Annotated in this window: 21 protein-coding genes; 16 read left to right on the top strand and 5 right to left on the bottom strand. The window is 61.0% G+C overall.

Annotated elements, in window-relative coordinates; translation table 11 throughout:
- Positions 1-406 precede the first annotated feature (406 nt).
- Complete coding sequence (locus tag ACFFP0_RS22420; protein ID WP_377264434.1) at positions 407-739, top strand: hypothetical protein; 333 nt, start codon at positions 407-409, stop codon at positions 737-739.
- A gap of 6 nt (positions 740-745) precedes the next feature.
- Here ACFFP0_RS22420 and ACFFP0_RS22425 read toward each other — a convergent pair whose 3' ends face one another.
- Positions 746-1,963 carry a hypothetical protein gene (locus tag ACFFP0_RS22425; protein ID WP_377264435.1) on the bottom strand — a complete coding sequence of 406 codons (1,218 nt, stop codon included), beginning with the start codon at positions 1,961-1,963 and terminating at the stop codon, positions 746-748.
- A gap of 180 nt (positions 1,964-2,143) precedes the next feature.
- Positions 2,144-3,322 carry a low temperature requirement protein A gene (locus ACFFP0_RS22430; RefSeq protein WP_377264436.1) on the bottom strand — a complete coding sequence of 393 codons (1,179 nt, stop codon included), beginning with the start codon at positions 3,320-3,322 and terminating at the stop codon, positions 2,144-2,146.
- A gap of 657 nt (positions 3,323-3,979) precedes the next feature.
- Here ACFFP0_RS22430 and ACFFP0_RS22435 point away from each other — a divergent pair.
- The 6 genes from ACFFP0_RS22435 (at position 3,980) to ACFFP0_RS22460 (ending at position 12,806) form a co-directional block, all read left to right on the top strand.
- A complete protein-coding gene (locus ACFFP0_RS22435; RefSeq protein ID WP_377264437.1) occupies positions 3,980-4,408 on the top strand; it encodes a GNAT family N-acetyltransferase in 429 nt (142 codons plus the stop codon).
- A 460-nt stretch (positions 4,409-4,868) separates the two neighbouring features.
- Positions 4,869-5,066 carry a helix-turn-helix domain-containing protein gene (locus ACFFP0_RS22440; protein WP_026606172.1) on the top strand — a complete coding sequence of 66 codons (198 nt, stop codon included), beginning with the start codon at positions 4,869-4,871 and terminating at the stop codon, positions 5,064-5,066.
- Positions 5,063-7,435 carry an EcoAI/FtnUII family type I restriction enzme subunit R gene (hsdR, locus tag ACFFP0_RS22445; RefSeq protein WP_377264438.1) on the top strand — a complete coding sequence of 791 codons (2,373 nt, stop codon included), beginning with the start codon at positions 5,063-5,065 and terminating at the stop codon, positions 7,433-7,435. The genes ACFFP0_RS22440 and hsdR overlap by 4 nt, the downstream gene beginning before the upstream one ends.
- The gene (locus tag ACFFP0_RS22450) at positions 7,422-8,981 is read left to right on the top strand and encodes a type I restriction-modification system subunit M (protein WP_377264439.1); all 1,560 of its coding nucleotides are present in this window, start codon (positions 7,422-7,424) and stop codon (positions 8,979-8,981) included. Before hsdR ends, ACFFP0_RS22450 begins: the two co-directional genes overlap by 14 nt.
- On the top strand, positions 8,978-10,180 hold the full coding sequence (locus tag ACFFP0_RS22455) for a restriction endonuclease subunit S (RefSeq protein ID WP_377264440.1): 1,203 nt from the start codon (positions 8,978-8,980) through the stop codon (positions 10,178-10,180). The genes ACFFP0_RS22450 and ACFFP0_RS22455 overlap by 4 nt, the downstream gene beginning before the upstream one ends.
- A gap of 7 nt (positions 10,181-10,187) precedes the next feature.
- Positions 10,188-12,806, top strand: a complete 2,619-nt coding sequence (locus ACFFP0_RS22460; RefSeq protein WP_377264441.1) for an AAA family ATPase — start codon at positions 10,188-10,190, stop codon at positions 12,804-12,806.
- A 39-nt stretch (positions 12,807-12,845) separates the two neighbouring features.
- Here ACFFP0_RS22460 and ACFFP0_RS22465 read toward each other — a convergent pair whose 3' ends face one another.
- Both ACFFP0_RS22465 and ACFFP0_RS22470 read right to left on the bottom strand, forming a co-directional pair.
- Positions 12,846-14,294: an argonaute/piwi family protein gene (locus ACFFP0_RS22465; RefSeq protein WP_377264442.1), complete on the bottom strand. Its 1,449-nt coding sequence runs from the start codon at positions 14,292-14,294 to the stop codon at positions 12,846-12,848.
- Positions 14,291-15,625: a DUF4365 domain-containing protein gene (locus ACFFP0_RS22470; RefSeq protein ID WP_377264443.1), complete on the bottom strand. Its 1,335-nt coding sequence runs from the start codon at positions 15,623-15,625 to the stop codon at positions 14,291-14,293. Before ACFFP0_RS22470 ends, ACFFP0_RS22465 begins: the two co-directional genes overlap by 4 nt.
- A 470-nt stretch (positions 15,626-16,095) precedes the next feature.
- Between ACFFP0_RS22470 and ACFFP0_RS22475 the strand changes: the two genes are divergently transcribed.
- The 3 genes from ACFFP0_RS22475 to ACFFP0_RS22485 all read left to right on the top strand — a co-directional run bounded on the left by ACFFP0_RS22475 (position 16,096) and on the right by ACFFP0_RS22485 (position 17,649).
- Complete coding sequence (locus tag ACFFP0_RS22475) at positions 16,096-16,623, top strand: antirestriction protein ArdA (protein WP_377264444.1); 528 nt, start codon at positions 16,096-16,098, stop codon at positions 16,621-16,623.
- A 242-nt stretch (positions 16,624-16,865) separates the two neighbouring features.
- Positions 16,866-17,081: a transcriptional regulator domain-containing protein gene (locus tag ACFFP0_RS22480; protein ID WP_377264445.1), complete on the top strand. Its 216-nt coding sequence runs from the start codon at positions 16,866-16,868 to the stop codon at positions 17,079-17,081.
- Between the two features lie 76 nt (positions 17,082-17,157).
- The gene (locus ACFFP0_RS22485) at positions 17,158-17,649 is read left to right on the top strand and encodes a DUF2285 domain-containing protein (protein ID WP_377264446.1); all 492 of its coding nucleotides are present in this window, start codon (positions 17,158-17,160) and stop codon (positions 17,647-17,649) included.
- A gap of 37 nt (positions 17,650-17,686) precedes the next feature.
- On the opposite strand, the gene ACFFP0_RS22490 is transcribed toward ACFFP0_RS22485, so the two are convergent.
- Positions 17,687-17,974, bottom strand: coding sequence for a DNA -binding domain-containing protein (locus tag ACFFP0_RS22490; protein WP_377264447.1), 288 nt, complete (start codon positions 17,972-17,974; stop codon positions 17,687-17,689).
- A gap of 469 nt (positions 17,975-18,443) precedes the next feature.
- On the opposite strand from ACFFP0_RS22490, the gene ACFFP0_RS22495 reads away from it, so the two are divergent.
- From ACFFP0_RS22495 to ACFFP0_RS22520, 6 genes are all read left to right on the top strand, one after another.
- Positions 18,444-18,716, top strand: a complete 273-nt coding sequence (locus ACFFP0_RS22495) for a helix-turn-helix transcriptional regulator (RefSeq protein ID WP_377264448.1) — start codon at positions 18,444-18,446, stop codon at positions 18,714-18,716.
- Positions 18,717-18,772: 56 nt separating this feature from the next.
- Complete coding sequence (locus ACFFP0_RS22500; RefSeq protein WP_377264449.1) at positions 18,773-19,291, top strand: DUF2840 domain-containing protein; 519 nt, start codon at positions 18,773-18,775, stop codon at positions 19,289-19,291.
- Positions 19,288-19,833 (top strand): S26 family signal peptidase, encoded by a 546-nt coding sequence (locus ACFFP0_RS22505; RefSeq protein ID WP_377264450.1) that lies wholly within the window; start codon positions 19,288-19,290, stop codon positions 19,831-19,833. Before ACFFP0_RS22500 ends, ACFFP0_RS22505 begins: the two co-directional genes overlap by 4 nt.
- A 38-nt stretch (positions 19,834-19,871) precedes the next feature.
- A complete protein-coding gene (locus ACFFP0_RS22510; RefSeq protein WP_377264451.1) occupies positions 19,872-20,204 on the top strand; it encodes a DUF736 domain-containing protein in 333 nt (110 codons plus the stop codon).
- Between the two features lie 3 nt (positions 20,205-20,207).
- Complete coding sequence (locus ACFFP0_RS22515; protein ID WP_377264452.1) at positions 20,208-21,110, top strand: lytic transglycosylase domain-containing protein; 903 nt, start codon at positions 20,208-20,210, stop codon at positions 21,108-21,110.
- An 871-nt stretch (positions 21,111-21,981) separates the two neighbouring features.
- Complete coding sequence (locus ACFFP0_RS22520) at positions 21,982-23,487, top strand: DUF3363 domain-containing protein (protein ID WP_512699796.1); 1,506 nt, start codon at positions 21,982-21,984, stop codon at positions 23,485-23,487.
- Positions 23,488-23,503 lie beyond the last annotated feature (16 nt).

Raw genomic sequence — 23,503 nt, forward strand, 5'->3', positions numbered from 1 at the left:
GGACTGCCCGGACCCGCCGCACCCGTCTCCAGAAGATGCCGCGCAAACGCCCCCGTATAAAGCGACGTCGCACGCCCCTCCAGATCCTCAACAAGCCCACGTAGTCCACTCGTTCCGAATTTCATGAGTTATCCCTGAAGAATTCCAGCCAAGACTGTCCTAGTTTATTTCGTATGAAATGAAAGCCGAATTTGACGATAGCGTAAATCCGCGCCGTTTTCACATTTGTTGCTGTCCCGATAGTCCGGTTTACTCAAGCCGGAGATTGCGATTTCGATCGATCGCCAATTCTCCGGCAGCGCTTGGCCGGCTCCGGCCAATGGTGTTATCCTGCCTGCAGGATCGAACTTATCCGGCCTGCCTGAACTTTTGATGTCGGCCGGGTATCGGTTGCGGATGGAGCCCCATGATGGGACCGAATATCTTGAAGTCTGCTGCTTTCGCGGTGCCGCTTGCCGGCCTGGCGCTTGTCATGGTGGCCGGGGAGAGGAGCGGCGACGAGCGTTGCGCGGGAAGCCTCGCTTTCGAGAAGTCCCTCCAGATCGTCGAAGACCGGCCCGGCGTGGTCGGCATATCCTCGAAGAACTTTCGATGGATGGACGGCTGCCGGTTCGCCATGGACGGCTATGCGGATGTCGAGACCGTCAACGGTCCGGACCGAATGGATTTCGAACTCGTGGTGGCTTTCGATCCGGGATCGCGCCGGTGGCAGCAGATCAGCCTCTCGATGACGCAATGACCGGGTCTATTCCCCTCCCGTGAAGCGGATGCGCGGCAGCCAATGGCCGATCGTCCGCATCAGGCCGGGAAAAACATTCGCGGCGCCGTCGAGGAAGGATTTTTGCACGGGATAGGCGGAATCCATGCTGCCGGCCAGATATTCGATGATCGCGGCGTGCCTTTCGTCATCCACGATGATAGTGCCTCCGCCGACGGGGTCATTGTAGGTGAACATGCCGTCCTCATCCGGATACGGGAGTTGGAAATGGACCCCCAGGAAGCTCCAGTCCCGCGGCGCGATGGAGACCAGGTCGATGGCGACGGTCCGGCGATGCCGGATGAAATCCTCGTCATAGGCATGGTTCGACGCCAGTTGATCGAAAAGGAAGACCTGCTCGACGGGATCGGCGCAGGGACCGTGCTCGCCGATATGGAGAAGATTCAGCGGAACCGAGATGACGTCCCTGAAATAGACCTTCTCGCCCGGCGCGAATGCCCTCGAGCGGGCCGTCAGGTGGTTGAGGTCGATCAGGATGCCGAGGTTTTCCGTCTCCGGCGGGATGAGGCACCAGAAGGATCGCGCCCCCGCCTTGTCGTCCATTCCGATCTGGGCATGAAGCATGTACTGGTCCGGCATGACGAAATAGGCGCCGTGCCGATCGCGCGACAGATTGAAGGCCTTCACGTCCACGCATGCGGCGTCGGTGATGCGGGCAGGCGCCGCTTCGCCGTCGATGACGACGTTCTCGACGATCCGGTGCCTGTTGTAGAGGATGAAATCCGGGCGCTTGAGCTTCTGCTTCGCAGGTCCGTGAAAGGAAAAATAATCCTGTCTGATGGGCAGGAAAGGAACCCTCCCCAGATTCAGCCAGGTGGAAAAACGCGCCTCGGCAGCCTCCGATGCCCGGATCTCGACCATGAAGCGAAGCGCTTCATCCAGCGCGGCCAGCGTTTTCTGGTGTGCCTTCGCCTCTCCCTTTTCCTGCCGCAAGGTCTTTTCCACGAGGCCGAGATTCCGGATCACGGGACGCAGGGATGCGCGCATCTTCGATATGGCGGCTTCAAGTTCCGCCGCGGCGTTCCGGATGGGCTCCAGGCTGTTTCGTTCCACGAGGGCGAGTTGGGTTTCGGAGAATTTGAGATCCGGATGGCTGCGGTAGGTCTCCAGGATTTCGTTGAGGGTCGTGTCCAGGATACTGAGGCTGGCATAGGACGTTCCGTCCGGCCGAAATGGTTCCGTCATCGTCTTGCTCCAGACAGGCGCATGCAGCACCCGTGGCTTCTTTCGCCGGCAGGCGGATAGCCCGGCTTACTTTGAAATGCTTCGATTTGAGAGATCAGGTGATGGGTGAGATGGCGGGTCGCGCCGGGACGAAACGCCCGTCGCCCCGGCGCTTTTCGCAGATGCCTGACCTGCGCCCGGTCAGCCATTGCCGAGATTTTCGTGCAACGCGGCCGTTCTGTGGCGATGCCCCCAAAGCTCATAGCCCACCACGGAAACCGCCGGGGCCAAGCTGAGGATAACCAGGCAGACCGGCATGGACAGGCCCGCCCACGAGGCCAGGAACGCCAGGAGGACTACACACGCCGTGGCCAGCAGGAGCCAGCGATGAAGCATGTCTGCGCTTTCCACCAGATAGCTGTAGAGCGCGTAAAGCCCCCCAAGGAAGATGGCGAGCGGGACCGCGACCGTCAGCAAGGTCGCCATCGGACCGATATGGGCCTTGTGCTCGATGAAGTTCGCAGCCACATGCAAGCCTGCTCCCGTGGCGACGATCGACGCGATGATCGCCATGTGCCCATATCCCCACAGGAAAGACTTCTCGCGCTTCTCCTCCAGCGCTTCAGCCGAGGGAAGCAGATAGTAGATCCACCACATGCCAAAGGTCAGTCCGATCCCGGCCAGTCCCACAAGCCCGACGCCGGGCGAGAAACCTTCGCTGTCGATGACCGCCGAAAGGGTCGCGACCGTCCCGACGATCCCTTCGCCGAGCGCGATGATCGCGAACAGGCTGTAGCGTTCGGCGATATGGTGAGGATGCCAGGGGGTGCCCCCGCTGACGCGCTCCGCGATATAGGGGCCTGTCAATTCGATGACCGCAAGGATCGCGCCGAACACCAGGCTTACACCCAGGGAGAAATCGAAGACTATCTGCGCGATCCATCCGATCTGGGCAATCGAAATCGCCGTCGCATAGGCGTGGCAGGCGCGTCCCTGATTGTCTCCCTGCCTGGCGGCGCGCAGCCACTGAAATATCATGGCAACCCGCATGATGACGTAGCCGAAGACCATCACCGAATTGTCGAGATGCTCGCCATGTTCTATGGAGGCGAACATCCTCGGTATTCCGATGGCGAGAACGAGCACGCCCATCATCTGGATCATCGTGACAAGACGATAAAGCCAGTCATCGGTATCGAACGCCGATGCGAACCAGGTGAAATTTATCCATGCCCAGCATATGGCGAAACTGCAAAATCCAAATCCCGTCACTGCCGAGAGGAAATGGCCCTCCGCCAATCCGTGCGCAAGCTGGGAGGCCGCCACCCCGAAGGCAATGACGAATGTCAGGTCGAAAAGAAGCTCCAAGGGACTGGCCACACGGTGCGGTTCGTGAGGGTCCCTTCCATTCATTCGGATCAGGTGGTGACGTATCTCTTTGGGATGATGCGGAGTGGATTTCATTCCGGGCTCACTAGGATGAGTGATTGCAAGATTTGTATCGATTACAATTTTCCGGAAGCCAGCACCAGACGCAGACCTGTCATTTGCCAGGCTGCGATGGCAGCGATCATATTGCCATGGGTCGCAGATGGCATTTGCCGGCACGTCAACGGTGCCACGAACAGGCGGCTCAGCCGCGTTCCGCCTTCGCACCACTCCTCGCCATCTCGTCCGATGTTGGCGCGGCGCCCCGCTTTCCTCGACGGCGCCGCCACAGGTGAAGTCTTTCGCCGCGGCGATTCACGAAGGGCGTGGAATCGGCGATTCTCCATGCCGGCTGGTGTCATGCGGCGGGATCATCGGGACATGGAGGGGAATTGAGGGAGATGGCGAGCGGAGAGCGATGAAACAGAGAACTACGTCTACGCTATAGCTCTACCCAACTGAGTAGCTGCTGCAGGAGGATCGTCGGACTTTGGTGGAAATCAGACCGGCAGCTTCCGGATACATATCGCTGATAGCTGCTGTTAGTTCGATGGCATCGGAAAGAAGGTTTCAGTAGCACGGCGCATGCGTTCTATGAGATACCAAACCATGATTATCCGACCTGCCGAACCTAGCGATCTGCCTACCCTCCGGGATATCTTTTTAAGGTCTCGACAAGCAGCATTCCATTGGGAGCCGTCTTATTCGTTTGATCTTGGCGATTTCGACAGCCAAACCGAAGGCGAATTTCAAATGGTTGTCCTCAATCGCGAGCTGCCCGTGGGATTTATTTCTGTCTGGGAGCCCGACTACTTTATCCACCACCTGCATGTTGATCCCCGCCTCTCGCGTCGGGGGATTGGTCGCGCTCTTCTTTTTGCGTTGCCGGGTTGGAAGATCAATCGCTACCGGCTCAAGTGCGTGTCCACCAACGAGACGGCACTCGCTTTTTATCGTGCAAACCATTTCATACAAGTCGGCGAAGGCCATGCTAATGATCAGGATTACCTTCTGCTCGAGTCTATTGGAGTTGATTGATGACCGCTGACATGGAGTCCGATTTCGAGCGTAGGAAGCGCTCCTTCGTCGTCGGTAAATCTTCAAGATATGTCAGGCAGCAGCGTGGAATCGGCAGTTTTCTATGCCGCCTGGTGAGAGTGCGGCGATCGGCGGCAATATCGGGCGATACAGGGAAAGCGGCGGTAAATGGCGGGCGGAGAGCGATGAAACGGAGAACTATGTCTACGCTATAGCCCTCCAAAATGACGCATGAAAATCCACCGGAATCCGCTGCAATCACAGCAGGTTTCCAGTCGCGTCCGTCAAGTTCCGCCTGTTTCGTATTCGGTGACGCTTCCATCGTCGCGTAGTGGGGGAGGCACGACCCGGCTCCGGTCCCTGCTGCCGTTGCTCGACCTCTGGAAGGCAATCACCGCTATCTTCCCTAATTTTCTCCGATCTTCTATATGCTTCCCCAACCACGAGTCACGGTGGGCGCATGACCGACGAAATTCTGACGATCCGGGAGGTGGCGGAACTTCTCAAGATCAATGAGAAGACCGCCTACAAGCTCGCCTCGGCAGGCAAGATTCCTGGCTTCAAGGTCGGCGGATCGTGGCGGTTCCAGCGGCAGGAAATCGCGAACTGGATAAAGCGCAAGGTAGAAGAGCAACAGGGGGGCAGCGGAGGAGCATGACGAACGAAGCCGACACATGCCGGAAATTCGTTGTGCCCAATCTGCAATCCGCCGGTTGGGATAACGACCCCCATTCCATCGCCGAACAGCGCACCATCACGGACGGCCGCGTCATTCCCGTGGGCAAGGGCTTTGTCCGCAAGCCGCCCAAACGTGTGGACTACCTGCTGCGCTACACGCGGGACTTTCCATTAGCCGTGGTCGAGGCCAAGGCCAGCTACAAATCCGCAACCGATGCTGTGCAGCAGGCCCGCAACTATGCGGAAATCCTCGGCCTTAAATACGCCTATGCCACCAACGGCGCCGAGATCATCGAGATCGACTATTTCAAGGGGACGGAAACGCGCGTCGTCGACTTCCCTACACCTGATGAGCTTTGGCGGCGCTATCAGGTCGGTAGCGGGATCGACACGCCAGAGAGCGTGAATCACCTGATCGCCCCCTACAACATGGTCGGCGGCAAACCTCCCCGATACTATCAGCAGATCGCCATCAACCGTACGGTCGAATCCATCCTCGCCGGAAAGAAGCGCCTGCTTCTGACCATGGCGACGGGGACAGGCAAGACCATAGTGGCCTTCCAGATTTGCTGGAAGCTCTGGTCGAGCCGCTGGAACAGGACCGGGGAGCATCGCAAGCCGCGTATTCTATTCCTCGCCGACCGCAACATCCTCATCGACGACCCGAAGGACAAGACGTTCACTCCCTTCGGGGATGCGCGCCATAAGATAGAATCCGGTGAGATCATCAAAAGCCGGGAAATGTATTTCGCCATCTACCAGGCACTGGCCGAGGACGAGCGCCGCGCTGGGCTTTTCCGGGACTATCCGCCAGACTTTTTCGACCTCATCATCGTCGATGAGTGCCACCGGGGGAGCGCGCGAGACGACAGTTCATGGCGCGTCATCCTTGAGCATTTCAAACCCGCCTACCAGCTTGGCATGACGGCCACGCCACTGCGCGAGGACAACCGCGACACCTACCTCTATTTCGGCAACCCGATTTACGAATACAGCCTGCGCCAGGGCATCGACGACGGCTTTCTCGCGCCTTACCGGGTGCATCGCATCGTCACCCAATGGGACGCGGCCGGATGGCGGCCGAGCAAGGATGAGGTTGACCGCTTCGGCCGCGCGATCCCCGATGACGAATACCAGACCAAGGACTTCGAGCGGATCATCGCCTTGCGCGCCCGCACGCAGGCCATCGCCCACCACCTGACCGACTTCCTCAAAAAGACCGACCGCTTCGCCAAGACCATCGTGTTCTGCGTCGATCAGGAACACGCCTCGGAAATGCGACAGGCTTTGGTCAACCTCAATGCCGACCTTGTAGCGCAGCATCCCGACTATGTGGTGCGCGTCACCGCCGACGAGGGCGCCATCGGTCGCGGCCACCTATCGAAGTTCCAGGACCTCGAAACCAAAACCCCGGTTATCCTCACATCGTCGCAACTGCTGACGACCGGCGTTGATGCGCCGACCTGCAAGAATGTCGTTCTGGCGCGCGTCGTCGGGTCTATGAGCGAGTTCAAGCAGATCATCGGGCGCGGGACGCGGCTGCGTGATGATTACGGCAAGCTGTGGTTCAACATCCTCGACTACACCGGCTCGGCGACCCGCATGTTCGCCGACCCGGATTTCGACGGCGATCCGGCCCGGATCACGGAAGAAGAGGTGAACGACGCCGGGGAAACCACCGCGACTATAGAGTTCGTCCCCGAGGGACAGGAACCGGAGCCTGCCCCGCCCGAGGAAGGCGAACCCGGCGCGATCGAACCGTCGACCGGCGAGCCGCGCAAATTCTATTTCGACGGAGGCCAGGTCGAAGTCGTGGCCCACTTGGTCCATGAGCTTGACCCGAACGGCAAGCAGCTTCGCGTCGTCAAATACACCGACTACGCCGCCGAAAGCGTTCGTTCGCTGGCGCCGACCTCCGCCGAGCTTCGCAGGCGTTGGGCCGATGCCGACCAGCGCGGCGAGATTATTGCCGCGCTGAGCGAGCGCGGCATTGACTTTGACGTGCTGGCCGAACAGACGGGCCAGACCGACGCCGACCCCTTCGACCTGCTGTGCCATCTGGCTTTCAACGCGCCGCTTCGCACCCGGCGCGAGCGGGCGCAGCGCCTCAAGGCCGAGCGCAAGGACTATTTTGAAAAATTCTCTCCTGAAGCGCGTCAGGTGCTCGACGAGCTTCTGGAAAAATATGCGGAACACGGCGACGCGCAGTTTGTCCTGCCGGACGTGCTCAAGGTTCCGCCGATCTCAACCCACGGCCAGCCCGCCGAAATCATCAAGCTGTTCGGCGGCCCCGACGAGCTTCGCCGGGCCGTAAACGACCTGCAAGGACTGCTCTATGGCACGAACTAAGAAAAAGAACGGCGCAGACGCCGCACCGATGACGACCTCCCAGATGCTCGGGAGCCTTCTCAAGTCCGCGCGCGACATCATGCGCAAGGACAAAGGGCTGAACGGCGATCTCGACCGTCTGCCGCTGCTGACATGGATCATGTTCCTCAAATTCCTCGACGACCTTGAGCAGCAACGCGAGGAGGAAACCGCGCTATCCGGCAAGAAGTTCAAGGCCGCCGTCGAGGCCCCGTATCGCTGGCGCGACTGGGCCGCCGATCCGCAGGGCATCACGGGCGATGAATTGCTTTCGTTCATCAATTCCGACGAAGCCGTGCGTGCAGATGGGACGAAAGGCCCTGGCCTGTTCGCTTATCTGCGCTCGCTCTCAAGCTCCAACGGCGACAACCGCCGCGACGTGATCGCCACCGTGTTCAAGGGTGTCGATAACCGCATGAAGAGCGGTTATCTGCTGCGCGATATTATCAACAAGGTTGGCGGGATTCACTTTACGTCGTCGGACGAGCTTCACACCCTCGGCGCGCTTTACGAATCCATGCTCCGTGAAATGCGCGACGCAGCGGGCGATTCCGGCGAGTTCTACACGCCGCGCGCCGTCGTCCGCTTCATGGTGGAAGTCACCGATCCTCGCCTTGGCGAGACCGTCCTCGACCCGGCCAGCGGGACGGGCGGTTTCCTGGTGGAAGCCTACAACCACCTTGAAAAGCAGGTGAAGACCGTCGCCGACCGCAAGCGTCTGCAAAACGACACCATCACCGGCTGCGAGCCCAAATCCCTGCCTTATCTGCTGTGCCAGATGAACTTGCTGCTGCACGGGCTTGACGCGCCGCAGATCGACTCCGGCAACGCTCTGCGCTTCAAGCTCTCGGAAATCGGCGAGAAAGAGCGCGTCGATGTGATCCTCACCAATCCGCCCTTCGGGGGCGAAGAAGAAAAGGGTATCCAGGGCAACTTCCCCGAAGACAGGCAGACGGCTGAGACCGCGCTGCTGTTCCTGCAACTCATCATGCGCAAGCTTAAACGCCAGCCGACACCGGCGGGACGCCCGGCGCGCGCTGCCGTCGTCGTGCCGAATGGAACGCTGTTCGGCGATGGCGTATGCGCGCGCATCAAGCAAGAACTTCTCAAGGATTTCAACCTGCATACCATCGTGCGGCTGTCCAATGGCGTGTTCGCGCCTTACACCCCCATCCCGACCAATATCCTGTTCTTTGACCGCGCCGGCCCAACGAAGGAGGTCTGGTATTACGAGCAGCCCTTGCCGGAGGGCCGCAAGAATTACACCAAGACCCAACCCATGCAGTTCGACGAGTTCGCGGGCTGTATGGCGTGGTGGGCAAAGCGCGAGGAGACCGATCAGGCGTGGAAGGTGCCGGTCAGGGAATTGCTGGACACGGGCTGCAACCTCGACCGCAAGAATCCGCATGCTAAGGTAGACTTCGAACACCTGCCACCGGATCAGCTTGCCGACGATATTCTAAAAAAGGAACTGCGGATCGCCGAGTTGATGGGGGAGATCAAGGCGGTGTTGGGGGCGATAGCATGATGCCGCCGTGGCCAAAAGCCCGGATGGGGGAAATCGCCCCTCTAGTGAGACGCCCTATTCTTCCCAAGGCCGAAGAACTGTACCGAGAAATCGGTATCCGCTCCTTCGGGAAAGGCGTCTTCCACAAAGCCCCAATTACCGGGCTGGACCTCGGCAGCAAGCGCGTATTCACCGTGGAGCCGGGCGACCTACTCTTCAACATCGTCTTTGCGTGGGAGGGGGCCACGGCCGTTGCCACCGAAGCCGAACGCGGAATGATTGGCTCACACAGATTTCTGACCTGCGTTGCCGATAGCGCAAAGGTTGATCCCAGCTTCCTCAAATATTGGTTCGTACACGCGGATGGGCGCGAACAATTGCTTCAAGCTTCACCGGGAGGAGCTGGCCGGAACCGAACACTTGGCACCGAGAAGCTCGCCGCAATTCACGTTCCCCTACCGCCCCTCGCCGAACAACACCGCATTGTCGCACGCATCGAGGAACTGACCGCGAAGGTGGAGGAGGCGCGAGTGTTGCGTGGGCGCGTCCTGGACGAGATGGACGCAATTCGAGCGTCCGCCGCCAATGACATCTTTTCCGATGCAAGTATGACGGGCGTTCCCATTGTCGAGTTGGAACACATCTCCGAAATTCGCGCGGGCGTCACTCTCGGCCGCAAGTTGACCGGCAAGACCATCCACCTCCCGTACCTTCGCGTCGCCAACGTGCAGGATGGGCGCCTCGACCTTCGGGTACTCAAGGAAGTCGAGATATATCCCGAGGAGCACGAGAAATGGATGCTACGCCGTGGCGATCTCCTGCTTACGGAAGGCGGCGACTGGGATAAGCTTGGACGCGGGACTGTCTGGCAGGATGAAATTCCCGACTGTATCCACCAGAACCACATCTTTCGCGTGCGCCTCGACCAGACGAGGTTCGATCCTTGGTATGTTTCTGCCCTCATGTCGTCACCGCGAGGAAAAGAGTTCTTTCAGGCGGCATCGAAGCAGACGACCAATTTGGCGTCTATCAATCAACGCCAATTGAAGTCCTTTCCCATATTTGACCTGCCTCTCGACAGGCAACGCGCGCTCGTTTCCGAACTCGACGCCCTGCAAGCCAAGGTCAATGCGGTGAAGCTGCTCCAAACAGAAACCGCCGCTGAGATGGACGCCATGCTTCCTGCAATTCTCGACAAGGCGTTCAAGGGGGAAATGTGAGGGCAACATGAGCGTCACAGCCACGCAATCCGCTCCCCTAACCGAAAAGGCTGCCCTCACAGACCTCGTGACGTGGTCGGAGAAGCGGCCCGCGTGGCAGAAGGACGCCCTTCGTCGGCTGGTCACAGGTGAAGTGCTGGACGATCAGGCGATTGCAGAACTTACGGAGCTTTGCGTTGATCCGGCGCGCACTCATACGCCGATTTCGCAATTGCACATCGTCGCCGAAACCAGTGCGGCAGAGCCAATTTCCCTTGTTTCGATAAGGAACCCCACCGCCATCAACGCGCTTGCCACCCAGCAGGAGCTATCCTTTGAGCCTTCTGGACTGACGGTGATTTACGGCGACAACGGTTCGGGAAAGTCCGGCTATGTCCGAGTCTTGAAGCACGCATGTCGGTCACGGGACGAGAAGTTCGCGATCCACAGGGACTTGGAGGACAAGACCGACACGCCTCAATCTGCCGAGATATGTTTCAGGCGGGGCGCGAACGCCGAACAATTCGACTGGACGCCTGACGGCGAGCCGCACGGCGATCTGCCATCGGTCAGCATCTTCGACTCCCGAAGCGCAAGCATCCACGTCGAAAGCACCAACGAGGTGGCCTATATCCCCCGGCCAATGCGGTTGCTGGAGGCGCTGGCCGACGCTTCCGACCGTATCAAAACAGCACTCGATGGCAAGATCGCAACGCTCAGGGGTCAGGTTCCGCTTGCGATTTCAAACCCCTCTATGAGCAGGGAAACGGCTGCCGGCAGCTACGTCTTCGGGTTGAGCGCGAAATCCAACGTCCCGCAGCTTGATAAGCTCGCCGCATTTACCGATCAGGAAACTGCCCGTCTTGCCACATTGGAAACCGACTTCGCTCAAGACCCCAAGCGCGCCGTGGCGCGGCTTGATAATCAGCGCGGGGAAGTGGAGCGTATTCAGACGACCCTCCAAGCCCTTATTGACGCTACGAACGCGGCAGCGTTCGCGGAAATCAATACGCTGCGAAAAACCCACGGCGATGCCGTGGAAGCCGCGTCGGTTGCGTCGCAGCAGCTATTCAGCGCATCGCCGCTGCCCGAGGTGGGCCAAGCCGCCTGGCAAAAACTATGGGAAGCCGCGCGCACCTACGCGGACACCGTGGCCTACCCCGGCAAGACATTCCCTTCTAGCGAACCGGACACGCTTTGCGTGCTTTGTCAGCAACCCCTCAGCGCGGATGCAATCGCGCGCCAGCAGACATTCGAGTCGTTTGTAAAAAGCTCGACAAAGGCTGACGAAGCGACGGCGCTCGCGAATCTGGACGTTGCACTTACGCAGTTGAAAGGGCGGATGCTCCGCCTTGGCGATATTCTGAAATCGAGAAAGTTCCTCGCCACCGAGATCGCCGATGCGTCGCTTGCGCAGCAAGTGCGCCGGGCCTTTGTCGTGGTGCTCTGGCGGCTTCGGGCGATGGTCAGAGCGCATGGCGAACCCAAGCCGCTTGGCGCTGATCCGCTCCAGGCGCTTGTGGCGCTTGCCGCCGATCTCAAAACACGCGCCGCGCAGCTTTCCGCCGATACGCAGAGCGACGACTACAAGAAACTGAAATCCGAATACCTTGAACTCAAGGAGCGCGCGGCCCTTGCGCCGCTGCTCCCAGACATCAAGGCGCACATCGCGCGCCTCAAGGAAATAGAGTCGATCAACACCGCGCTCAAGGCGACCGCCAAAAAGCCGATCACCGATAAGAACAAGGAACTCTCGGATCGCATGGTGACGGACGCGCTGCGCGGTCGGTTTGCGCGCGAGATCGGAAAGCTCAAGCTGTCCAGAATGCCGGTCGAGCTTCGCAAGGAGAAAGACCGGCAGGCCGTATCGTATTTTCGCGTTGCGTTGGTGGAGAATCCCAACGCCAAGGTCGGCGAGATATTCAGCGAAGGCGAGCACCGCTGCGTGGCGCTTGCCGCGTTCCTTGCCGAACTGGTCACGGCGCAGCGCTATTCCGGCATTGTTTTCGATGATCCGATGTCATCGCTCGACCACATCCACAGGGGCGCGGTTGCATCGCGGCTGGTGGAGGAAGCGGAGCACCGGCAGGTCATCGTATTCACGCATGACCTCGTGTTCCTATACGAACTTCGCCGCGAAGCGGAAAAGGCAAACCGGCCAATCGCATTTCGCAATGTCCGGCGGCAACAGGACAAGCCCGGCTACATTGAAAACGAGTTGCCGGACAAGGCGAAATCCGGGCTTGAGATGTGCAACGCACTGCGGTCATCGCTCAAAGCGGCGAAACCGTGCTTTGACAAGCTGACCGATACGCAGCGCACCATCTTTTGTAAGGGCACTATTGGTCAACTGCGCGATGCCTGGGAGCAAGCGATCTCCGACTATATCCGCCCCGTGCTTGAAAGGTTCGACAACAAGGTCAAGCCGACCTCGATGTTCAAGCTCGGCATTCTCACCGAGGACGACGTGAAGCGCGTGATGGCTGCCCAGGGAAGATTGTCCGAAGATCTTCATTCGTCGGCGCAGGCGTTGAATCCCGAAGCGGTATCGCTTGATGACCTGCTTAATGAGGTCAAGGCGCTGGAAGACTGGATTCAGTCTATCCGTGACCGCCAAAAGAATGCGGTTAAGCCTGCGTTGAATTAAGAAGCCATCGCTCAGTATAGAGACCAAAAAAGAGTAATACTATGTGTAGCGGCGAAAATCTGAGGAGACCACTGTTCCGAACTCGACATGCTTGAGAATGCGTCCGACCTCCCGCGCCGCCTTGATCGGCGCCGGCAGCTTCTGATCGAACTGCGTCGTATTCCAGTTCACCTTCGTCAGCGCGAGCACGTCCTTCGCCAGCGTCAGGATTTTGCTGTCCGAATTCTCATGGGGCACAAGGAGCAAAGGGCGCGGTACGCGCAGGCCGGGGAATGTCCCGTAGAACGGTACGCTGCCGCGCGTGTACAGTAGGCCCTTGCCGCCCAGATCGACGAATGTCCCGCGCAGAACGGGATAATTGCCATCCCGGAAGATGGCGATTGGGGAACTCTCCTGCACCCATACGAGGTCAGACATCTCGATGCCGAACTTCCCAAGGGCGGCGTCGATGCCCTCTGCCTCTTCAGGACGGAAGCGTGAGGTCTTCAGGACCACCAGCCGCGCAGGCACATGGCGGTGATGCGCTTTGTACGCCGCGATGGACTGCACCACGAGGTCTTCCGCATCTTTGGCGGTCAGATATGGATGACGCCCTCGTGTCTCCGTCTGCGCACGCGCCCCGCGCAAAATGAGACCGCGACCACGCTCATCGAACATCTGGGCGGTGCTGGTCCAGAGTTGTTGACCGTCGAGGTCACGATAAAATCCGATGCCGAGAAAGCTTGTGCGGTATTCCGCCTGATCGGGCAGCAAACGCCACGGCACTTTGCCCGCCTTGTAGAAGAGCGCGTTGAGAAGGTTCCACGCCCGCGTCGCCTTTACCTGCGTTTGGCGGTTGCTGTCGCGTTTGACCTTGCGGGGGATTTTCGCGGCATCGTCCCACGTATCCGGCCAGACGATCTGCGTCGGAACCGGCAGGTGAAGCGTCTTCGCCTTGAGCAGGTCACGGAAGTTGGTCATGTCGCCGCCGTCATCGTCGTCGTCGCTGTCTTCCTCTTCGCTCTTGGCGTTGACGAGCTTTTCGATGAGCGGAATGGGCAGCGCCAGAACAATTACGTCGGGCTTCGCGCTGCCTTCGACCAGAGCCGAAAGCTGCGACGTGATCAACTCGACGGCATGGCGGACCGCTTCATCGTGACGGCCTATGCCGGTGATTTCATTGACCTGACGCCGGGAAATAGTGGCTGTAGCCCCGTCCGGCACCTCGAACTTACAGCGGAACGGGTTCTGATTGCCCAGACCCGGAAAATCCGGGTTGAGATTGATAAGCTGCTTGTTTCCGCTTTCGATGCCGCGTCCGGTTTCTCCGAGAAATTCCGTGAACCCCGCAACGGTATCATCCGTGCCGATGACGCCAACGCGGATAACGTCGCCGGAACGCGGTTGCAACGGCCCATGCTCGCGCAAACCCTGACGCGGATCGCAATGCTGTCCGCCGTCGCCAAACTCAAGCATCGGCTCGTCGAAGACATGCGCCTTGAAAATCACCCGATGCCCCCTTCTTCAAAGAGGTCCTGCGCTTCCATCTCCTTGGCTCGCGGATCAGTCCGGTTCCATGAGGACTCCGGCACCGCCTGAGACAACTGAATCACCGGGAGGCGCTCGAATTGCAGCAATGGCGCAGGTTTGTCGGCATCGAACAGACCAACTTCGTGTTTGCCGCTCTCGACCAGCAGGTGCTGCCACATCATCATTTGGCCGCGCACGGCAGCGTTGCGTTCCAGACGCTTCTTGCCTGCCAAAAGTGCCTCTGGATAACGGTGCGGCTGAAAACCGTCTGTGGTGAAGTAAAAATCCGGGTCGATGACTACAAACCATTCATCGGCGAGACGTTCGAACCGCAGCCGCGCTGCGTGATGCCGAACGTAGCCACGGCCTTCTTTCTTCTTGCTTGCATAGGCGCTCACGACCTTGGCGGAGGTTTCATTGACATTGGACATGTAGCGGTAGCTGCGCGACTTGCCGATACCGACCGCCTTGAAATGGAACAGCCTGTCTTTGCGGAGAAAGGAAAGCTGCGCCATTGTCTGTCGCTCGACCGTGCGCCGCAACAAATCCATCATGTCGTTGATGTCGTCGCGTTCGTCGTTGAATGCGATGAGCTTGGTATCAACGGCCTCGACCTGATCGAGATCGACAATCGCGCGAGTGCCGTACTCCCTGGGGTCAAAGAAAGAGACGAAGCGCCGCTTGCGGATTACCCAGTCGAACCGGATGTTGCCCAGCTTAACCAGTTCGGGCACGGCGTCGCGCCCGCTGCCGAAGGGCGACGTTGAGATGAAGATTTCATTTGGCAACTTGACGCGCAGCAGGTTGATGATGGCGTCCTCGCCCTGATTGAGCGGCGGCAGAAAAACGCCCGGCGTGCGACGATCAATGGTGAGCGCGCCAATACGATCAGCGCAGCGCGGATCGAATAGGTCGGCCCCTTTATCGAACTTCAGGCGGCGTTCCTCACCCGTGACGCAATCGCTAACGTCCTTCCAATACGCTGTTTCATCGGACTTCCGCCAAAGAACGATGATGACGGGGATGTTGGAAGTGCGCCAGTATTTCAGATCATCCGGCTTGAGAAGGTATTCGAAGCTGTTGTCGTTTTCGCGGACATATTGGCCGCTGTCAGTGGATTTGACCTGGACACCGAGCAACTTGCCGAGTGGCGTGCCGTTCTTTGGATCGCGTAGTTCGATGATGCCGTCCGTGCCCGCTTCGAGGCGCCCACGCTGTTCATAAAGAAAGCCGGTTTCGAGAACGATCTTTTTGATCGCTGTCTCGCCCAACTCGCCCAGAACCTGGCTATCGGTGATTCTCTTCGACATGCCGCATCATATGGCGTTTCGGGGGTATTCTGAACAACTATGTTCTCGCTATGTTTCCGTATGGGACATGCCATTGGAAATGTTACAGCGCGCCGCAGATGGCTATAGCCTAAACGTAGCGCTCATCGCTCTCGGTCGTGGCCCGGCGCTAAAGCGCCGGGTCTTTGTCACTGGTGGCCCTCCAGTTCACTACGGCGCAATGTCGAAGCGCGTTCGCCTCCGGGCCGACGCGGCTGCCGCCGCGTCTCATCTGACCGCTATGGGAAGGATCGCTAAGGGCGCTGCCCTTGCGCGGCGCAAGAAAACTCTTCGGCCTTTCGCGGCATAAACGGCCCGCTCCCCGTAAACGGGTCCCCTCCATTTATTCCACGGTGCCAAAGAGTTGTCTGGCACCTTGCTACCCCGGTCTCGGCGACGGCCAGGGTTGCAGCGCAGCGCGGCGCTCCAACCCAGGACCAAGGAAACCGAAAATGACCAACGCAGCCAACAGCAATCCCCGCATCTATGTCGCCTGCCTTGCCGCCTACAACAGCGGCTATCTGCATGGAGCCTGGATCGACGCGGATCAGGACGCCGACGAGATCAGGGACGAGATTGCCGCGATGCTCGCGCGTTCCCCCGTCAAGGATGCAGAGGAATACGCCATCCACGACCATGAGGGCTTTGAAGGCGGCACCATTGGGGAATACGCCAGCATCGAGACCGTGGCGCGGATGGGCGCTTTCATCGCCGAGCATGGCGCGTTGGGCGCGGGCTTGCTGGCACAGTTCATCGGCGACATCGACCGGGCCGAAGCCGCCTTGCAGGACTGCTATCATGGCCAGTTCGCCAGCCTCGCCGATTTCATGGAGGAAGTGACCGCCGAGAGTGTCACGATCCCCGAGGCCCTACGCTACTATGTCGATTGGGAAGCAATGGCGCGCGACGCCGAAATGAGCGGCGAATTCTTCACGATAGAAACCGCGCGCGACGAGGTGCATGTCTTTTCCAGCAGGTAAGGATTGGGTTCTCCACCAAAGCGCAGGGAAGCCCACGCATTGCCTGCCGCGCCCCTGATGCAGCGACGCCGAGCTTCGACCCAGCTCGCAGAATCGCAGAAGCATTGCTAAGGAGAAAGTAGATATAAGCGTGCGCCTAGCACGAACGACGTTTCGTGCAATTCCAACTACTTTTGTAGATAGCAGTTTCGGAAACTCTCTCGCTGGGCGTTGCTCGCGCGCCCCAGTAGAGAGGTGCGCCAATGCTAAGCATTGATTGGCGTGCGCCGGTAGCTTACGGGCACGCAAAAAGCATTCCCCCCGCTGGTTTCGCATGGGAGTATCTTCGTCGCCATGAAGATTATCACCGCGACTTCCAGATAATTTCCCACGCGAAGAAACCGCCGGGGAAGCAACTTGAGACATTCTCGCAGCGCTGGGGGTTGCGATTTCCCGTGCGACCCCGAAACCCTCGCTGATCGACAATCCCTATTCTGGATTCCAAGCCTCCAGCCGCAAGCGGTTCTCCTGTCCCCGGTGCAGCATCCCGAGGGGATGACAGAACCTGTCGTGACGCTGGCGCATCTGTTCGGCCTTGACCTGCGGCACGCGGTCGATGGGTGGCATGGCATTTGGCATGTTGGCGGCGTCAGGCATCAATTCTGGCTCCCCGAGGCGGTGCCCGACGCGGCTGCCTTCTACGCTGTATCCCTTCCGATGGATTTCTTCATGGAGCTTCGCGCCCATGCCGCTCGCCGTCTCTGGCGATCCCTCAACGGGCGAGCGCCTGGCCCGGACTTCCGCACCATGCCGGCGCAGCTCCGCCGATTCCACATCCTGTCCTTGCGCGCGCTCGATGCCCGCTTGCGTGGCGAGAGCTACCGCACCATCGCGGAAGTCCTGCTCGGCTTTCGCGGGACCAAGGAGGATTGGGAGGTCGATCCGCGCAAGAACCAGGCCCGCCGTCTGGTCGCCCACGGCCTGAACATGATGAAGGGCGGTTATCGCCTTCTGCTGCACTATCCCATCAAATCGCCGACAAAGTGAGAACATCGGCCGGAATTCGCATCGCGCGCCAGAAATGTCAGCGCTCGGCCGCGACAGCCTGTTCCAAAATTCGCCGGTAGCCTTCGCGCGAAAGCCATTGGGCGCGCGCAAGGTGACTTTCCCAGCATCGCCGGGTCCGTGCTTCTTCGCCGACTGGATCGCGGTGCAGGACGATTCTCGCGACTTCCTTCCAGTCCGCGCCTTCTGCCTTGGCGTCGAGAAGGCGCAGATAGGTTACATAGTGCTGTTCGTCGTAAGGCGTGATGTCGTTTCCCGTTGGCGCGAGATCGTCCACATCGGGGTCGAGTTCGACTGGCACTGGCATGGCCGTTCCCCGTATCCGAGAGGGTTTTGTCTGCGGTGCGCCCCCGCAAACGATTCTCTCTGACTCTTGGTGATCGGGGAGTTCGAAACCGTGGTTAGACGGCCCTATGGCCTTTAGCTCGGAGAGCCTGTTGTATACGCCACAGGCTCCCCGACCATAAGATCAAGGAGTGCGGTGCCGTCACGGCCGGCACCAACCGCTAACCAGGGGTTTCGACGCCCCGGAGCAGCGCGTCTGCTCCGCGTTCAGTCTTACCCGACCCGCGCGGGAATGTCTCCGCCAATTCGGCGCGGCGAGCGACGATGCACTGAAATCTCTCGTCTTTTCGGCTCGCTACCGCTTCCCATGGGGTGCCGCCAGCGCATAGGCGCAAATGCGGCACGCTACCCGCCGCCGATCCCTCGCCATGGTTCGCCACAGCTCGCTGTCGTCGCCGACAGCCGCCTGTTCAACGAACCGGAGGTGATCCATGACCATCCGCCGCAACGCGGACCTGCCGCCGCGCCTGTTGCGCACACAGGAAGCCGCGCGCTTCCTCGGCATTTCCATCCGCACCCTTGAGAAGCATCGCACTTACGGCACCGGCCCGACCTATCGAAAGATCGGCGGCCGTGTCCTCTACGCTGTCCGCGACCTGGAAGCCTGGACTGCAAAAGGCGTCCGCAAATCCACCCGCGACAAGAACGCCAGCACGATCTTTCCCGCCCGCCCGCTAACGCCCGAAGAACGGGGCGAACGCTGAATGATGCTGCGCGCCGGCCACCGCACGCGCGCCCAAGCAATTCCCGGAGACGAACAATGACCCATCGCGCCCGTCGCGGCGCGCACGGCCGTCCGTTGCCGGACGGACCCGCGCCCTTCACCACATTGGTCGAATTGACGTTCCAGAAGCAGAAGGTCGAGCACTGGATACGGTTCGGCCGCAAGAACTATGAGCAGATCATCGACCGCCGCCGAAGCATCGTCGGCTTCGCACCGGACAGCATCTTTGCCTTCGTCCGTTGGGCGGCCGGCGAGCACGGCACGGTCATCTCGCGCATCGACATCGTGCGCGCCATCGGCCGAGGCGAGCCGTTTCAGACGTTGCCCTTCGTCCGCCCCGGAGGCGACATCCTGTTGCGCCTCGATAGCTGGCCGAAGGTCCAGCGCGCGCTTGCCGCCATCGATGCCGTGGAATCGCTCGGCCTCGATCCGGCCGACGTATCGCCGGACTATTGGCGGCACGCGCACAATCGCCTGACCGCCAATCTGGAGCCGAACGCCTACACGCCGGAGCGACATGCCACGTGGATCGGGCGGCGGAGGATCGCGCCATGACGCGCTTCGGCTACGTCATGGTGACGTATTTCGTAGCGATGGGCGTCGCCATCGCGGCGTTCGTCCCGACACCAACCAAGCTGATTTGGAACGCGACCACCAGCGCACCCATCGGCTTCTACACTGTCGAGCCGGCCGACCGGATCGTGGTGCCCGAGCTGGTCGCCGTCATGCCGCCCGAACCGCTCGCCGCCTTCATGGTCGAGCGCGCCTATGTGGGGCGCGGTGTGCCGCTGTTGAAGCGCGTCGTCGGTCTTCCTGGGCAACGTGTTTGCCGCATCGGCCGCACGATCACAGTGGACGGCATCGAGATGGGCGAGGCGCTGGAGCGCGACCGGATTGGCCGCGAACTACCTGTCTGGCAGGGCTGCCGCGTCATCGGCGACGGCGAAATCTTCCTCATGAATTGGGAAGTCCGCGACAGCCTGGACGGCCGTTACTTCGGACCCATCCCCGCAAGCTCCGTCATCGGCCGGGCGGTCCCGCTCTGGACCGATGAGGAAGGCGTCGGCCGCTACGAGTGGGGCGCGCCGACGCACTGACTTCGCGCTTCCCCCAACCAATCCCAAGGAGACTGATAATGCCCGTTACGATCTTTGAACCCACCGCCAACGGCTATGCCGGCCGCGTCCGGCTGTTCGGCATCGACGAGGCAATCGTGCTCGTCGCCATCGAGCCGAGCGACGCCGAGAACGCGCCCGCCTGGCGCATCCACCTCGACGACGAGGACGGCCCCGACATCGGCGGGGCGTGGAAACGTGTCGGCGAACGGGCGGGCGACTACATCGCCCTGGAGATCGACAGCCCGCTTTTTCCCGCGCTGTTTCGCCCGGCGCTGTTCCAGGCCGATGACGAGGGGCGGACCTTCCGGCTGTCGTGGAAACGGCTACGCCCGCGCGAAGATCGGGACTGACCGATGCCTTTCCCAGTCATCCCTTTGTTCGCGGGAAAGCCGTCTCATCCCTTCGTCCCGCTCGACGACCGGACGGCCGGCGCGTGCAGCGAAGGTCAGAGGCGGCCCCCGGCCGGCGCTTCGCGCGCACCCTTTACCGAAGCGAGCACGCTGGCAGGCTGGCGTCGTGGTGGAGACAGGGCGGCATGGCGCTGTGCCGTTCTGCTGCTGACTGGCGCACTTTCCGTCTGCGCCGGATCGGGCGTCGCGGTCGCGCAATCCGTGCCGATTGCCCGACCGGCCGCCGCCGATCCCTATGCGGATTTCATCGCCGAGGCGTCGCAGCGGTTCGGCATTCCCGAGCAATGGATTCGCGCCGTGATGCGCAGCGAAAGCGCGGGCGACGTGCGCGCGATTTCGTCGGCCGGCGCGATGGGATTGATGCAGGTGATGCCGGACACCTGGGCGGGATTGCGCGTCCGTTATCGGCTCGGCCGCGATCCCTACGACCCGCGCGACAACATCCTCGCGGGCGCGGCCTATCTGCGCGAAATGTGGGACCGCTACGGCAATGTCGTGGCGGTGCTCGCGGCCTACAACGCCGGTCCTGCGCGGTATGAAGAGCACCGTTCGACGGGGCGGCCGCTCCCCGCCGAGACGCGCGCCTACGTGGCTGCGCTCGCGCCGATTCTCGGCGGCGCGGCTACATCCGATGCACCAGCCCGGCAGCCGTCACCACCACCCGACTGGCGCGACGCTCCACTCTTCATCGTGCGCCCAAATGACGGCCGGGCGACCGCCGCGCCGTCATCCGACACGCAATCCGGCGATGCCCGCGCAACCGTTCTGGTGCACGATCCCGCCGCTACGGAGCCACAGGGCGGCAGCATTTTTATTGCCCGCGCGAACACGGCAGGCACGCCATGAGGATGGTCTTTCCGTGCTCGGTGGCATTCTTTCCAGTGTGCAGGCAAGCAGGGCTGCGCTTGACTGCATACCCGGTCGTAGAGGCAGAAAGGGTCGGAAGAGCGGAGGGCAAGATAAAGGAAACCGGCACTACGTCGGCCGGATTTCTGAAATTATTGTCGTCTGCACACTGTTTAGATGGCCCGCGAGCGGCACCATGGTTTTGGACCCCGCGTGCCGCGATCTTGCGCAATGCCTTGGCTTTGCTGGGTTTCGACCGGCACCATAGCCGCCGAACACCCGATTTTCTTGAGTTTTGGCCGGAGGCGCATCCATGAGCGCCGACGACGAAAACCGCTTCCGGCCGAAGCCCGGCCGCATCCGATCCGACGCGCCGAAGGCCGGCAAGACCAAGAGCTTTCTCACCCAAGCCAAGAAGATAGCCCGGCAGCATAGCGCCAGCCCATCCAGATCGTCGCCACGATCAGCGTCGCGCCCAGGCAAAAGCCCGGCCGGTAAGAGCGGCAAAGCCTCGCGTTCGACCAAGGGGCCGGGCCTGCAACGCGGGCGCGGTGCGGCTTTCGTTCGCGCCCGCACCCTGTCGGGCGGCTGGCGACACAGCGCGCCCGGAATGCGCCGCGTCGTCGTCAAGACCCGGTATGTCCAGAGTGCCGGCCGGAACGGCAAGTCCGCCGCCCATCTGCGCTATATCCAGCGCGACGGCACATCACGCGACGGCGAGCGCGGTCAGCTCTATTCGGCGACCGAGGACCGCGCCGATGGCAACGCCTTCGTTGAGCGTGGCAAGGAGGATCGGCATCAGTTCAGGTTCATCGTTTCGCCGGAGGACGGCGCGGACTTGACCGACCTGACAGCACATACGCGCGACCTCATGAAGCAGATCGAGGCCGACCTTGGCACGAAACTCGATTGGGTCGCGGTCAACCACTACAACACCGGCCATCCCCATGTGCATGTCATCGTCCGGGGCAAGGACGAGTTGGGCGAGAACCTTGTCATCAACGGCGACTATCTCGCCAACGGAATCCGCGAACGCGCCAGCGAACTAGCGACGCTGGAGCTTGGCCCCGTGACCGAGATCGAGCAGAGCCGCAAGCTGTCGGCCGAAATCGACCAGGATCGTTTCACCCGCATCGACCGGGCCATGACCGAGGAAGCCGACGACCGATTCCTCGACCTTCGCCATGAACCTGCCGAGCAGAGGCGGCAGTTCAATCGCACGCTGCGCCTGCGCCGTCTCGCTAAGCTGGAGAAGATGGGGCTTGCGACCGAGCACGCGCCCGGCGTTTGGGAGTTGAGCGAGCGGATGGAGCCGACCTTGCGCGAGATGGGCGAGCGCAGCGACATCATCCGCAACATGCACAAGGCGTTGAAGGCCGATGGCCTGGAACGCGATCCCATGACCTTCCATATCCATGACGGGCCGCCGGAGGCGCCCGTCACGGGGCGCATCGTCGATAAGTATCTGTCCGACGAGCTGGGCGAGAACCTGACCATCGTGGTGGATGGCATCGACGGACGAACGCACCATGTCGCCGGCATCGACCCGGCGCGCGTCGAGGATGCGCGGATCGGCAGCGTCGTCGAGATCGGCCCGCCAGACACCACGCAGCGGCCGTCCGACCGGACCATTGCCGCCATCACCGAGGATGGCGTCTATCGGCCGAGCCGCCATTTGGAGCGTGCGAAGTTCGAGGGCCGTGTTCCAGGCGGTGACTATGAGGGTTATGTCGATGCTCATGTGCGCCGGCTGGAGGCGCTGCGCCGCGCCGGCATCGCCGAGCGGATCGACGCAGGTCAATGGCGCATCCCCGAAGATTTCGAAAGCCGCGCCGTCGCGTATGACGCCGGCCGGAATCGGCAGGCCAGCGTTCGCGTCCTTTCGGTGCTCGACCTTGAGAAGCAGATCGGCGCGGACGGCGCGACCTGGCTGGACCGGCGATTGGTATCGCCTGACGCATCCGACCTTGCGCCGGCCGGCTTCGGCCACCAGATGCGCGAGGCGTTGGACCAGCGCCGCGAACATCACGTCGAGCATGGCGACGCCACTCGGCAGCAGAATGGCCGCGTCTTCTACCGGCGCAATCTGCTCGCCACGCTGCGCGACCGCGAGGTTGTCCGCGTCGGCGCGGAAATGGCCGCTAACAAGACGCTGCCGTTCCGGGCCGCCACGGACGGCGAAACCGTCAGCGGGAAGTTCACCGGCACCGTGCAGCTAACCAGCGGCAAGTTCGCCATCGTGGAGAAGAGCCACGAGTTCACCCTTGTTCCATGGCGGCCGGTGATCGACCGTCAGCTCGGCCGCGAAGTTATGGGTGTCGTGCAGGGCGGTTCGGTTTCGTGGCAGTTGGGGCGGCAGCGGGGATTGGGATTATGAGGGACCATACAATTCA

Origin of the sequence: Neorhizobium puerariae (assembly GCF_042429745.1) — a bacterium.
Taxonomy (GTDB): Bacteria; Pseudomonadota; Alphaproteobacteria; order Rhizobiales; family Rhizobiaceae; genus Neorhizobium; species Neorhizobium puerariae.